Source organism: Streptomyces sp. ALB3, assembly GCF_044385685.1.
Classification (GTDB): Bacteria; Actinomycetota; Actinomycetes; order Streptomycetales; family Streptomycetaceae; genus Streptomyces.
In genome coordinates this window covers 645,131-657,238 of record NZ_JBISCE010000026.1, presented here as the reverse complement: position 1 = coordinate 657,238, position 12,108 = coordinate 645,131, and the positions used below count along the sequence as shown (strand labels likewise).

Annotated in this window: 13 protein-coding genes; 6 read left to right on the top strand and 7 right to left on the bottom strand. The window is 69.4% G+C overall.

Annotated features, from left to right (window positions below):
• Position 1: 1 nt before the first annotated feature.
• Together ACHFIV_RS14995 and ACHFIV_RS14990 are read right to left on the bottom strand one after the other, a co-directional pair.
• Positions 2–358 carry a DUF1048 domain-containing protein gene (locus ACHFIV_RS14995; RefSeq protein ID WP_398968121.1) on the bottom strand — a complete coding sequence of 119 codons (357 nt, stop codon included), beginning with the start codon at positions 356–358 and terminating at the stop codon, positions 2–4.
• Positions 355–681, bottom strand: coding sequence for a PadR family transcriptional regulator (locus tag ACHFIV_RS14990; RefSeq protein WP_398968117.1), 327 nt, complete (start codon positions 679–681; stop codon positions 355–357). Before ACHFIV_RS14990 ends, ACHFIV_RS14995 begins: the two co-directional genes overlap by 4 nt.
• Before the next feature lie 239 nt (positions 682–920).
• Here ACHFIV_RS14990 and ACHFIV_RS14985 point away from each other — a divergent pair, with 239 nt between their 5' ends.
• The 3 genes from ACHFIV_RS14985 to ACHFIV_RS14975 all read left to right on the top strand — a co-directional run bounded on the left by ACHFIV_RS14985 (position 921) and on the right by ACHFIV_RS14975 (position 4,834).
• On the top strand, positions 921–1,436 hold the full coding sequence (locus tag ACHFIV_RS14985; protein WP_398968114.1) for a DinB family protein: 516 nt from the start codon (positions 921–923) through the stop codon (positions 1,434–1,436).
• Positions 1,437–2,068: 632 nt separating this feature from the next.
• Positions 2,069–3,802 (top strand): aa3-type cytochrome oxidase subunit I, encoded by a 1,734-nt coding sequence (ctaD, locus tag ACHFIV_RS14980; protein WP_398968111.1) that lies wholly within the window; start codon positions 2,069–2,071, stop codon positions 3,800–3,802.
• Positions 3,803–4,366: 564 nt separating this feature from the next.
• On the top strand, positions 4,367–4,834 hold the full coding sequence (locus ACHFIV_RS14975; protein WP_398968108.1) for an SPW repeat domain-containing protein: 468 nt from the start codon (positions 4,367–4,369) through the stop codon (positions 4,832–4,834).
• A 69-nt stretch (positions 4,835–4,903) separates the two neighbouring features.
• Here ACHFIV_RS14975 and ACHFIV_RS14970 read toward each other — a convergent pair whose 3' ends face one another.
• From ACHFIV_RS14970 to ACHFIV_RS14955, 4 genes are all read right to left on the bottom strand, one after another.
• Positions 4,904–5,356: a DUF6098 family protein gene (locus ACHFIV_RS14970; protein ID WP_398968105.1), complete on the bottom strand. Its 453-nt coding sequence runs from the start codon at positions 5,354–5,356 to the stop codon at positions 4,904–4,906.
• Positions 5,357–5,620: 264 nt separating this feature from the next.
• Complete coding sequence (locus tag ACHFIV_RS14965) at positions 5,621–6,037, bottom strand: CBS domain-containing protein (protein WP_398968104.1); 417 nt, start codon at positions 6,035–6,037, stop codon at positions 5,621–5,623.
• Positions 6,038–6,304: 267 nt separating this feature from the next.
• Complete coding sequence (locus tag ACHFIV_RS14960) at positions 6,305–6,850, bottom strand: DUF1360 domain-containing protein (protein WP_398968102.1); 546 nt, start codon at positions 6,848–6,850, stop codon at positions 6,305–6,307.
• A gap of 202 nt (positions 6,851–7,052) precedes the next feature.
• On the bottom strand, positions 7,053–7,196 hold the full coding sequence (locus ACHFIV_RS14955) for a hypothetical protein (protein WP_398968101.1): 144 nt from the start codon (positions 7,194–7,196) through the stop codon (positions 7,053–7,055).
• A gap of 349 nt (positions 7,197–7,545) precedes the next feature.
• Between ACHFIV_RS14955 and panD the strand changes: the two genes are divergently transcribed.
• Positions 7,546–7,971: an aspartate 1-decarboxylase gene (gene panD, locus ACHFIV_RS14950; RefSeq protein WP_398968099.1), complete on the top strand. Its 426-nt coding sequence runs from the start codon at positions 7,546–7,548 to the stop codon at positions 7,969–7,971.
• Between the two features lie 527 nt (positions 7,972–8,498).
• Here the strand turns inward: panD and ACHFIV_RS14945 are convergent.
• A complete protein-coding gene (locus ACHFIV_RS14945) occupies positions 8,499–9,800 on the bottom strand; it encodes a diaminopimelate decarboxylase (RefSeq protein WP_398968096.1) in 1,302 nt (433 codons plus the stop codon).
• Between the two features lie 792 nt (positions 9,801–10,592).
• Here ACHFIV_RS14945 and ACHFIV_RS14940 point away from each other — a divergent pair.
• Both ACHFIV_RS14940 and ACHFIV_RS14935 read left to right on the top strand, forming a co-directional pair.
• The gene (locus tag ACHFIV_RS14940; protein ID WP_398968093.1) at positions 10,593–10,853 is read left to right on the top strand and encodes a hypothetical protein; all 261 of its coding nucleotides are present in this window, start codon (positions 10,593–10,595) and stop codon (positions 10,851–10,853) included.
• A 251-nt stretch (positions 10,854–11,104) separates the two neighbouring features.
• Positions 11,105–11,974, top strand: coding sequence for a SigB/SigF/SigG family RNA polymerase sigma factor (locus ACHFIV_RS14935; RefSeq protein ID WP_398968090.1), 870 nt, complete (start codon positions 11,105–11,107; stop codon positions 11,972–11,974).
• Positions 11,975–12,108 lie beyond the last annotated feature (134 nt).

Sequence of the window (12,108 nt, the reverse complement as noted above, 5' to 3'; positions counted from 1 at the left end):
GTCAGTCCCCCAGCCGGTTCAGTTTTCTTGCGACGTTCCGGTTCAACTGCTCGCGCCACCGGTCGCGATAGGTCCGGGCCCCTTCTCCGCCGGCCAGCGCCGTGCAGAAGCCCTTGACGTCGTCGCCGAGCACCTCCTGCGCGCTCTGCCCCTCGGCCGCCGTCTCCTCGAGCAGCCCCAGGGCCGCGTCGAGGATGGGCGTCAGGTTGCGGCCGGTGAAGTCCCCGTGCGGAAAGAGGTGGACCTTGATCTGTTCCCACGCCGCCCGGTGGTCGTCCGGCAGGGCCTCGGCCCGTGCCTCGAAAGCCTTCCAGTCCCTGGTGAGGTCATTGCCTGTGACGGTTGTCCAGAAGTTCATCTCCCGCCCTCCTTCAGTCTGTCGACGCGTGATGACAGGTACTGCCACTTCTTCCAGAACCTCGCGAGCTCCTCGCGTCCGGCGTCGTTGAGCGCGTAGAACTTGCGTGGCGGCCCGACTTCGGACGGCCGCTTCGTCACCTGGACGAGCTTGTTCCTCTCCATCCGCAGCAGGATGGTGTACACCGTCCCCTCGACGACGTCGGTGAAGCCGAGGTCGTTCAGCTGACGGGTGATGGCGTACCCGTAGGTCTCCTCGCGGGCGATGACTTCGAGCACGCACCCCTCGAGCGTGCCCTTCAGCATCTCCGTCAGGTCGTCCATCGCGGATCCTCCTCGGAACATCGGTACTGCGTAGTACCGAGTACTGCTGCTACACGGTATCACCGAGTAGCCGACTTGTCTGCCGGACCACGGGGGCGCGGGCGGGGGTGTCGCGGGCGCCGTCGACCCGTCGGAGCCCGGTGACCTGCACGGTGCCGACTGCCTCCTCGGGCTCGCGCCCGCTGCGCCGCGCCCAAATCACGCGACACCGCTGCCGCGTTGTGAGAACCTCGCCAGCGATGACACAACGAACCGATACGCCTCCCACATGGGACGAACGTACGCAGCTGGCCACCTTCCTCGACTACGCGCGTGACACGGCGCGAGCCAAGTGTGAGGGCGTGTCGGAGGCGGACGCCCGCAAGGCGCCACTCCCGCATTCACCGCTGATGACGATGTGCGGGCTGATCAGCCACCTACGGTGGGTCGAGCATCACTGGGTACAGGTGATGTTCCTCGGCGAGGAGCCGGAGGGGCCGCTCACGGAGGCGACCGACGACGACCCCGACCCCGAGATGCGGACAGCGGTCGACACCCCGTTGCCGCAGCTTCTCGCCGAGTACGAGGAACAGAGCGCCCGCTATCGCCTCCTGGTGGCCGACCGCGACCTGAGCTCGACGGCCGAGCGTCCTCTCGGCGACGGCCGCCACGTGAACCTTCGCTGGGTGATCCTCCATCTCATCGAGGAGATCTCCCGCCACAACGGTCACCTCGATGCGGTGCGCGAACTCGTCGACGGGCGGACCGGAGTCTGACCTCCCTTCGCGTCGCCCTGACCGGAGCCGAGGCGGAAGGGCGAATCGCCTGCTCGATGGCGGGTGACGATTCGCCCTCCCGCGAGGTTCCAGCGGCACGCCACCGGGTCGGCCACGCCCAGGTCGTGTGGCTGTGCGGTTCCGGCACCCCCCGGCGCCTCAGGACCATCGTCGCAGCGCCCACGTGCATCTCGGCGGCGTGAAGCCCCGGCAGTCGGCACGTACTCCGCGACCCTGGACGGTGCCTGCTCCGGCGGAATCAGACAGCCGACCGCCGGCAACCTGACCAGCACGTCCACGAGCCGTCGTGGCACCCGGCGTGCTCTGTCTTCCCCTCACCGCACCTCCGGTCGCCCCCGTCCGGCCGTGAAGCCGGATCGAAGGACTCCCCTCGTCAGGGGGCAGCCGCGTTCCCGGAGGGGCCCGCAGTCGCGCCCGTCAATCCTGTGTGCTCCCCTCACCCACCGGCCTCGAAAGGCACAATGCCTGGCCCGGCCGCTGCGTCACCCATATGCGCGGGTCGTGAAGCGCGCGCGGTGATACGGGTGCCGATAGACAAGGGTCGTCAGCATTCGACCGCTCGAGGGCCGGGATGCGCACTCGAACTCCGGCCCGCGTAAGGGAGCCATTGCATGAACGTGTCCACCACCGAGCCACCCACCCTGGTGCCCGTCGAGGGCCGGGGGGCGGGGAGCGTCGTGATCAGTTGGCTGACCACGACGGATCACAAGAAGATCGGTCACCTGTACCTGGGCGCGTCGTTCTTCTTCTTCATGGTCGCCGGCGTCATGGCACTGCTGCTGCGCGCGGAGCTGGCCCGTCCGGGACTGCAGATCCTGTCCCCCGAGCAGTACAACCAGACCTTCACGCTGCACGGCACTCTCATGCTGCTGTTCTTCGCGACTCCGACGTTCGCCGGTTTCGCCAACGCGATCATGCCCTTGCAGATCGGTGCTCCCGATGTGGCCTTCCCGCGGCTGAACATGCTGTCGTTCTGGCTGTTCCTCTTCGGTGGGCTGATCGTCATCGCCAGCCTGATGACATCCCAGGGCGCGGCCGACTTCGGCTGGACCGCGTACACGCCGCTCAGCGGTGGAGAGCGCACCCCGTACGTCGGTGGCGACATGTGGATCATGGGCCTGGCGCTGTCCGGCTTCGGCACCATCCTCGGCGCGGTCAACTTCATCACCACGATCATCTGCATGCGCGGCCCGGGCATGACCATGTTCCGGATGCCCATCTTCACCTGGAACATCCTGCTGACGTCCGTGCTGGTCCTGCTGGCCTTCCCCGTCCTGGCCGCGGCCCTGCTGGTGCTGGAAGCCGACAGGAAGTTCGGCGCGCAGGTCTTCGACCCCGAGAACGGGGGCGCGCTTCTGTGGCAGCACCTGTTCTGGTTCTTCGGGCACCCGGAGGTCTACATCATCGCGCTGCCGTTCTTCGGCATCATCACGGAGATCCTCCCGGTCTTCTCCCGTAAACCGGTCTTCGGCTACGTGGGCCTGGTCGGGGCCACCATCGCCATCGCCGGTCTGTCCGTGACCGTGTGGGCGCACCACATGTTCGCGACCGGCGCGGTACTGCTGCCGTTCTTCTCGTTCATGACGTTCCTCATCGCGGTACCGACCGGGGTGAAGTTCTTCAACTGGATCGGCACCATGTGGAAGGGCTCCCTGTCCTTCGAGACCCCCATGCTGTGGTCGATCGGCTTCCTCGTGACGTTCCTCTTCGGCGGACTGACCGGCATCATCCTGGCCTCACCACCCCTGGACTTCCACGTCACCGACAGCTACTTCGTCGTGGCCCACTTCCACTACGTCGTCTTCGGCACGGTCGTCTTCGCCATGTTCGCCGGATTCCACTTCTGGTGGCCCAAGATGACCGGCACCATGCTCGACGAACGCCTCGGCAAGATCCACTTCTGGACCCTGTTCATCGGCTTCCACACCACGTTCCTCGTCATGCACTGGCTCGGCGCCGAGGGCATGCCCCGCCGCTACGCCGACTACCTCGCCGCCGACGGCTTCACCGCCCTGAACACCGTCTCCTCCATCGGCGCCTTCCTCCTCGGCGGCTCCACGCTTCCCTTCCTCTACAACGTCTGGAAGACAGCCAGGACCGGAAAGCGCATCGACGTCGACGACCCCTGGGGCTTCGGGAGGTCCCTGGAGTGGGCCACCTCGTGTCCGCCGCCGCGACACAATTTCGTCACCCTCCCCAGAATCCGGTCCGAGTCGCCCGCCTTCGACCTGCACTACCCGGCCATCGCCCAGCTCGAAGAGGCCAGGCAGTCGGGCCGACGGGACGTCTTCGAACCCGGCAAGGGCATCGCGCACCCCTTGGGCAAGGACCGCGACGACACATGAAATCCGCATCTGCAACCCCTGGTCAGCCGACCCCGAATCCTGCCGCAGGCATCCGCGAGATCGAGCGCTTCTTGTCGGCGCAGACCGAATACGGCCGGGCACGGAGGGCAGCGGAGGCGTTCGCCGACCGTATGCCCCAGCTCACCACGGAAGAACGCCGCCAACTCGTAGTGCTCTATGCGCGTGAGCACCTCGGAGCGTCCTGCCGGCAACGGGCTGCACTCCGTCGGCAGCGCTCCGTCCGCGAGGCACACGACCGGCTTCGCCGCCGCTGCGTCACCGTCGCACTGCTCGTCGGCGCAGCCTGCGCGGGCTGTGCTCTACTCACCCTTCAGGCACTCACCACGCGCTGAACGAAGGGTCCCCGAAGGGGTATGGCGCTTGTACACGCCGGACGCGGGCGGCCGCTCCACGGGCCGTCCGCCCGCGCTCCTGCTCCGCGCGAGAAGAGAAGACGCGGAGCAACGATGTATCCACATCGCCCTATCGCCCCGAGGCATCGATAATGGGAGGTGTTCTGCCTTCAGGGCTCTCTGCCGCCACGTTGCGAGGAGGCGTACGACCATGGCCACCAGCGCGGCATCACCCTCACCCCGATCAGCCGGCCCCGCGAGCCGGAACGTGCTCCTTCACGGGTGGCGCGAGCAGATCGTCAGCGGCCTGATGTTCCTCGTGGGCCTCGCGCTGTGCGTCGCGCCCTGGGTCGCCGGAGACGAACCGGACGCGGCCAAGGACATTCACCGCAGCGAGGTCGGCATCGCCATTCTCGTACTCATGGTGGCGCTGGCACGGTTCAGCGGGCACGCCGGCAGATGGTCGGACTGGGTCGTCCTGCTGTCCGGTGCGTGGCTCATCGCCTCACCATGGCTTCTCGCGTTGCAGAACACCGAGGTCTTCGACGGCGCGCACGTCTTCGACGTGGCAGCCGGGACTGTCCTGCTCTTCCTGGCGGCGGCCTCCATGTTCCTGCGCGTCGTGCTCGACCACAAGGAACGAGGCGCTGGAAGCAGGAGAGGCGGCAGGGGCGCGTGACTGCCGGCGTCCGGCGCGCGCGTAGCCGCAGCTCTCGGCGATCCGGGTCGTAGGCGGCGGGGCTGCCTGTCAGGCGATGTCGTTGCGGTGCATGGGGCCCCACGGGCCGGGCTGTTCGTCGATCACGGCGTTGGCTTCGTCGATCACGGTCGCGTCGATCCAGCCGAGCGGTTCGACCTGGTGGACCAGGGGTTCGTTGTCGGGGCCCCGGCCGACCTCGGTGCCGTGCAGGACCCATGGCCGCGTCCCAGGGCCTTTCACGCGGGGCAGGTGGGAGTAGTCGTACAGCCGCCTGGCCACCCATGTGCGTACCGGACGCCCGCCCCACCAGTCCTCGACGTCGAGTGCGTTCACCGACAGGCCGGGCAGGGGGACACCGGTGAGCTCGTCCCTGCTGGAGACGGCCTGGAGATCCGGCACGGGGCCGCGCGACCAGCGCACGTAGATGCCGTGGCGTCTCCTGACCAACTCGGCCAACGCCTCAAGCGTGGTGAGTACCGGCATCTGTTCCGCACTGCTCATGGTCTCTCGTCTGCTCAACGGTCTGGATGCGCCTTCCGGCCTCGCGCATACCCTTTTGCGCCACAGGACGGGGGCAGGCTCGTCAGAACCCGCACCCGGTGAGGCAGGCGACCCGAAGAAGCCTGCCGTCACCACTCGGTGCGGCTCATGCCCGCCCACCGCCGCAGCAGCCGTCCGGACCGCGGAGGCCACGCCGTGCCCTGCGGACCACCTGCCCTGCGGACCACCCGGCGACCGAGGCGCACGAGAGGCCGGCAGCCCGGCTCAGTCGGTGGACAGTGCCTGGAGGAGGTCTCCGACCTGCGGGTCGGGCAGGGAGCGCGCCACGTCTGCCTGGGCGACCATGCCGACCAGGTCGTGTCCGTCGATGACCGGCAGCCTTCGCACCTTGTGCGCGGTCATCGTGCGCAGGATCTCCTGAGCGTCGTCGTCGGCGCCGATGGTCACCGCTTCCCCCTGCGCGAGGTCACCGGCCGGGCAGCTGGCGGGGTCCTTCCCGGCTCCCAGCACCTTGACCACGATGTCACGGTCGGTGAGCATGCCCTTGAGCTTGTTGTCGTTTCCACAGATCGGGAGTGCTCCCACGCCCAGGTCCTTCATCTTGCGGGCGGCGTCCAGAACGGATTCGTCCGCACCGATGCACTCGGTGCCGCCGGTCATGATGTCTCGCGCCTTCGTCATCGCTGCGTACTCCTCGAGATTGCGTTCGCTGCCGTGTCTCCACGACGAGCGACCCGTCCTTCCATGACGGGTGCACTTGTTCCCTCCACCCGGACCCCGTAACTCTCCATGACGGTGAACACCCGGATGGGGCATCCGATCAGGACGGCGCACGGCACGCGACGAGCAAGGCCGAGTGCCTGGCCCCCGGGGCACCCCTGTACTCGCGAACCGGCTGCCGCGGGACAGCCACGTGACGGGGTGTGCGAGGTCGCGGGTCCGTGGCGGTCAGCCACTGTTCTTCTGCAGCAGGCAGTCGTATCCCACCTGCATGGTGTCGGCCACCGCCAAGGCGGCGATGCCTCCCGCCACCGCGCGTGTGGCGCGGGGCCACAGCAACTGGGCGCCGGTGAAGGTGGTCGTCAACCAGACGCTGAGGCAGAACGGGCAGGTGGCGAGCTCACCCACGGTGGACCTGACAGGGCCCCCGCGAGGACTCTCCTTCACTTCGGCGGGGCCCGTCGCACCCTCGTACCGTGTGAACGGCGCCCGGAGCGGGCTGGTGACGGAACCCTTGCTGAGCAGCCGGCCGAGCCGGAACGTCGCGGCCGCCGTCACCAGCAGATCCAGCGGCTGATGACGGTCAGGCAGTGCAGTCTTCCGCGCGCCCACGAGCACGCCCCAGGCGGCGGTGTACGCGCCGAAGGCGGCCAGCGCGCCCAGATGCCCGCCGAGCGGATGCTCGGCCGGCGGCGAGTAGGCCCTGTTCACCCGGCGGAAGACTTCTCCCGCCCTCCCCAGGACGGTGCCTTTCCTGCTTGTGCTGTGATCCATGACGCGTACCTCCTCCACAGGCGGATCGGGAGATCGATCCTCGTTTCGAACCAGGGGCGGCTTCACCGTCTCCTGCGCGGCGATCCAGGAGCATTCCCTTCCGGACCGGCGGGCAGGCCGAGCCGCCGACGAGCGTCCCGCCCTGACCGGCGCATCACACGGGGGAACCGCCCGGGCAGCGCCGACCAGGAGTTGCTGACGTCTACGAGGCCTCGTCCTCATCCTCGGGTTCCCGGTCCCCTTCGGCCTGTGAGGGTGTGGTGCGTCCGGGCTCTTCGGGGCGGTGCTCCGCGGCTTCGTCGTCCGGGCGCTCGCCCTCGGCCTGGGACGGTGTGTTCTCCTGCATGGGCCGGCTCCATTCCTTGTCGTGGGTGGGTGCTGGGGCATCGCCCCACGCGTGCAAGGAAGGAGTGCCCCTTTTGGGCCGACGTAGACCCCACCCTGGCGATCGTGCTGCCGCATGGACCAACGTCCGGTCCCACCGGCGAGCGTGCGGGTGCGGAGACGGGGCTCGCTGCCACTTCTCGTCACCGGCTTCACGGCAACCGAGGCGCGTACCGGGCGCAGGTGGGAGCCCGCACATCACTGCACTCGATGTCGTGCAGGACCTTCGTGGCGAAGGCCTCCCGGTGTAGAGTGAAGAACGCCCTTGACCTGCAGAAAGCAGGCAGGGAGCCGTCATCTAGGAGTGCTGAATGCTGCGCACCATGCACAAGTCCAAGATCCACCGGGCCACCGTGACCCAGGCCGACCTGCACTACGTGGGCTCGGTCACGGTCGATGCCGACCTGATGGACGCTGCTGACCTGTTGCCCGGTGAACTCGTGCACATCGTGGACATCGACAACGGAGCCCGTCTCGAGACCTACGTCATCGAGGGGGAGCGGGGCTCCGGCGTCATCGGGATCAACGGTGCCGCCGCTCACCTCGTACACCCCGGTGACCTGGTCATCCTCATCAGCTACGCCCAGGTCGACGACGCCGAGGCGCGTGCCCTGGTGCCCCGCGTCGTGCACGTGGACGAGGCGAACCGCATCGTCGCGCTGGGATCGGACGCCTCGGCCCCGGTGCCCGGCACCCGCACCGAGCGCAGTCCGCAGGCGGTTCCCGCGCGGGGCTGAGACGCCGGCCCCCTCCGCACGAGGCAGCACCCGGCCTGGTGGCATGCGACGGGGGCGCGGGTACGGGAGGAGCCCTCGCATGGTTCCGCGACGTCTCCCAGGCCCGGTGTCCCTCGTCGCCCCCGGTCCCGTCGTCCCGGGCGGGCTCCCCGGACCCCCGGGGGAGCTGGTGCGCGGGGCCGGCCGAGGCCTGTCCGGACCCGGGACAGGAGTCACGGTGCGTACGTATGGACTCGGCAGGCGAGGGCAGCCGCACGGGGAGACGGTGGAGATGAGAGCTACTCGTCCCGTTCGTCGCAGTTGGAGGACCGAGATGACGCACCCGAATCCCGACCCGGTACCGCCCGTGCCGACGCCCCCGCCCGTACCCGGGCCGCCGACACCGGTACCCTCCCCGCCACCCGTACCGCCGGGCCCGGTGCCGCCCGGCCCCGCACCCGACCCGATCCCGCAGCCGCCGGGCCCGGACCCCGACCCGGTACCCGACCCGGAGCCCTCGCCCCAGCCCGCCGGGTGAACCGGAGGTCCTAGGAGCGACCGCCGAGTCCCGTCAGGGCGTCGGCGTGACGCAGCCCGCTCTCCGCCGCCACCGAGTCCAGTGACTGTGCCTCGCGTACCGTCGCGAAGCGCAGGTCACCGGATTCCCCCGCGAAGCCGTACACCGCCGGACGGGGCAGGCTGTTGTAGGCCCACGGGGTGGAGAAGTAGTACGCCCCCGTGTCGTACAGGGTCACGAAGTCGCCCTCCCGCAGTTCCGGGAGCTCACGGGCGTGGGCCACGATGTCCCCGGCGAAGCAGCACGGTCCGGCGATGTCCTGGACCATCGGCGGGCCGCTCCGGGGGCGGCCTTCCCCGTCGAAGGCGCCGACCCGGAGCGGCCAGGCGTCGGGCATGAGGACGGTGCGGGTGGCGACCTGCGCCCCCGCATGGGTGAGCGCGATACGGCGTCCGCCCGCGTCCTTGGTGTACTCGACGCGTGCCACGGTGAAGCCGTTCTTGGCGAGCAGGGACCTGCCGAATTCGGTGACCAGGTCGTAGCGCCCGTCGAAGAGGCCGGGGGCCGCCGCCCGGAGCGCCGACACGTACTCCGAGAAGGCGGGGCGGGCCTCGTCGTCGGCGAAGTTGACCGGCAGCCCGCCCCCGATGTCGATCCCGGTGACCCGTCGCGCCCCCAGGGTGCCGTTGATCTCCTCGGCGAGCCGGTAGGTCTCGGCGATCCCCGCGGCGATGAGCTCCAGTGAGCACCCCTGCGAGCCGACGTGGGCGTGCAGCCGGGTCAGCCAGGGACGCTCGGTGAACGTGCGGACGACCCGGTCCCGGGCGCCGGGGTCCCGCAGGGCCACGCCGAACTTCGAGGTGTCCGTCGCGGTGCTCATGGCGCCGATGGAACCGCCTCCCACCTGCGGGTTCACGCGCAGCCCCAGGACGGACGCCGAGCCGGGCGAGCGTAGCTCCTCGATGCGGCGGATCTCGGCGAAGCTGTCCGCGTTCACGACCACACCGATCGCCAGCGCCAGCCGCAGCTCGTCACGGGTCTTGGCCGGCGAGTCCAGGACGATCCGGGCGGGGGCGAAGCCGGCTTCGACCGCCAGTCTCAGTTCGCCCGGGCCGGCCACCTCGCAGCCCATGCCGCAATCGGCGAGCAGCCTCAGTACCGGGATCAGCGAAGCGGCCTTCGCGGCGAAGGTGTGCAGTACGCGTACGTCCGGTTCGGCGGCGAAGGCGTCCCGTAGCGCGCCGATGGAGGCGCGTATACCGTCCGCGTCCAGGAAGCCGGCGAGGGGCCGCTGCTCGCCCAGCAGTCCTTCCGCCACCGCGAGGCGCAGCACCTCGGCGAATCTGGCGGAGCGTGGTGTGAGGAATGATCCCTCGGCATGCCCGGGATCCGGCGGTGGCGTACGGCGCGTCTCGTTGATGGGAGCCTCGCAGTTCGGCGCTTCTTCCAGGTGATGAGCGGAGCCTTGACCCGGGCTTCCGGCGTCCGGGCGGGGGAGTGCCCGGTGGAGGGGGGACCGGACGCCCGGCGTGGCACGGGCCGGGAGCCCCACGGAGAGGCCCTGGCGCGGGCACGTGCGGCGCGCGCCGTCTCGTCCGGGCAGCGGGGTCCGCCCACGGCGGCGGACGGCCGCCGGCCGGGCTCGTCGAGCCGCCGTGCCTCGTGACTCTTCAGGCACTCGCCATCTGGCGCGACCTTCCCGCCCGGAACCACCAAGGCGGTGGTGAGCGGCGCCACGACGGGCTGGACCACAACGGGTACCGGTACGACGTCGGACATGCGCGCACTCCGTGGCTGGTCGACGGGGCTCCCTGCCACTTATCCACATCACGTTCCCCGCCGCACGCCGGACCGGTCCGGCCGGGCGACGCCGCGCCTCCTCAGCACGCTGCGGGCTCCGGACCGTCACCGCAGCGGGGGCGGGGGACGACCCGCCGGGGCCGGCAACGGCGCCGAGGGGTGTGCGCCGAGTACGCCCCGCTGCCCCGACGCGTCGCTCCTCGACGTGCCGGTCATGCCGCGACCATCCGAAGTCTCGGTGTTCGCGGGGAAGTTGGGGGTACCCGATGGGTGGTCCGGTCCATTCCCGGGTCGGAATCCAAGGTGACTGTCAAGGGGGCAGCAGATGACGACGCAGTACGGTAACCACTCGACCGGGCAGCCCGGCGCACCTGGGCGTACGTCGGCCGGCAATGTGCTGAGCATCATCGCCATAGTGCTGGGCGTGATCTCGCTGCTCTTCCTGCCGATCGTGTTCGGCGTGATCGGCCTGGTGCTGGCCATCATCGCCAAGACCGTCCGGCATGAGCGCCTCGCCGTGATCGCCATGGTGGTCAGCGCGGTCGGCCTGATCGGCGGCATGCTCCTCGGTGCACTTCTGGCCTAGAGCGCCCCGGGGTGTCGCGTCGGCCGGTTGTCCGCCCCTGGAGGGGCGGACAACCGGCCGACGTCGTTCCGTCGACAGGGGCGTGGGCAGGCCTTGTCGCTCAGGGGCGCCACCGCACGTGCAGGCGGGGCGCCGGCGCTTGGTGAGGAGGTGTCAGCAGGGCGATGACGATGCTGAGCATGCTCCGTGGCGGTGCGGGTATGCGCGCCTGTGCGTGCGGGGCTCCGCACGCGTAGCCGGGTGCACGAGAGATGATCGGAGTGTTGATTCCCATGGAGACCGTGGCTGTGAAGACCGTCGCTCCCGGTGGCCTGCCCCAGATCGAGGATCCGCGCAAAGTAGCGCCGAAGGACGCCCGCTCGCTGGGGAAGCTGTTCTTCGATCAGCTGCGGGTCCTCGAAGAAGGCACCCCGGAGTACCAGTACGCGCGCAACACACTGATCGAGATGAACCTGTCCCTGGTGCAGTTCGCCGCAGGACGCTTCCGGGAGCGCGGCGACGGCCAGATGGAAGACATCATCCAGGTCGGGACGATCGGCCTGATCAAGGCGATCGACCGCTTCGAACTCTCCCGCGGGGTCGAGTTCACCAGCTTCGCGATCCCCTACATCGTCGGTGAGATCAAGCGCTTCTTCCGCGACACCACGTGGGCCGTCCACGTGCCGCGCCGTCTCCAGGAGCTGCGGGTCACCCTCGCCAAGGCCAAGGAACACCTTTCCCGGACCCTGGACCGCGACGCCACCGTCGCGGAACTCGCCACCCACCTGGAGATCAGTGAGGAAGAGGTCATCGAAGGCCTCATCGCTTCGAACGGGTACACCGCGGGCTCGATCGACCTCCCCCTGGGCGGTGCCGAGCACAACGATGCCGACGCCACCACCTACGCCGACATCACAGGTGACTGCGACCCCGAGATGGAGTTGGTCGAGAACCTGCACGCCCTGGCCCCGCTGCTGGAGACCCTCGACGACCGTGACCGGCGGATCATCCGGATGCGCTTCGGCCAGGAGATGACTCAGGCGCAGATCGGTGAGCACCTCGGTCTCTCCCAGATGCACGTCTCCCGGCTCCTGACGCGCATCCTGACCAAGCTCCGCGAAGGCATGCTCACCCAGAGCTGAGCTCGAGGCCGCGTGCCGGCTGCGATGCCGGTTCACCGCGCGGCGAGCCGGAAACCGCTCGCGGGGCGGACCCGGGACCGTGCTCGGTGCCAGGGTCGTCGGCCGGGGTGGTTTTCGCCGGTACGGAAGAACAC

Bases quoted from the DNA above. Each gene is read 5' to 3' on its own strand.
- ACHFIV_RS14955 (WP_398968101.1), bottom strand. From the start codon at position 7,196: ATGCAGGAGAACACACCGTCCCAGGCCGAGGGCGAGCGCCCGGACGAC.
- ACHFIV_RS14935 (WP_398968090.1), top strand. From the start codon at position 11,105: ATGATCGGAGTGTTGATTCCCATGGAGACCGTGGCTGTGAAGACCGTC.
- ACHFIV_RS14940 (WP_398968093.1), top strand. From the start codon at position 10,593: ATGACGACGCAGTACGGTAACCACTCGACCGGGCAGCCCGGCGCACCT.
- panD (WP_398968099.1), top strand. From the start codon at position 7,546: ATGCTGCGCACCATGCACAAGTCCAAGATCCACCGGGCCACCGTGACC.
- ACHFIV_RS14995 (WP_398968121.1), bottom strand. From the start codon at position 358: ATGAACTTCTGGACAACCGTCACAGGCAATGACCTCACCAGGGACTGG.
- ACHFIV_RS14985 (WP_398968114.1), top strand. From the start codon at position 921: ATGACACAACGAACCGATACGCCTCCCACATGGGACGAACGTACGCAG.
- ACHFIV_RS14960 (WP_398968102.1), bottom strand. From the start codon at position 6,850: ATGGATCACAGCACAAGCAGGAAAGGCACCGTCCTGGGGAGGGCGGGA.
- ctaD (WP_398968111.1), top strand. From the start codon at position 2,069: ATGAACGTGTCCACCACCGAGCCACCCACCCTGGTGCCCGTCGAGGGC.
- ACHFIV_RS14975 (WP_398968108.1), top strand. From the start codon at position 4,367: ATGGCCACCAGCGCGGCATCACCCTCACCCCGATCAGCCGGCCCCGCG.
- ACHFIV_RS14970 (WP_398968105.1), bottom strand. From the start codon at position 5,356: ATGAGCAGTGCGGAACAGATGCCGGTACTCACCACGCTTGAGGCGTTG.
- ACHFIV_RS14990 (WP_398968117.1), bottom strand. From the start codon at position 681: ATGGACGACCTGACGGAGATGCTGAAGGGCACGCTCGAGGGGTGCGTG.
- ACHFIV_RS14965 (WP_398968104.1), bottom strand. From the start codon at position 6,037: ATGACGAAGGCGCGAGACATCATGACCGGCGGCACCGAGTGCATCGGT.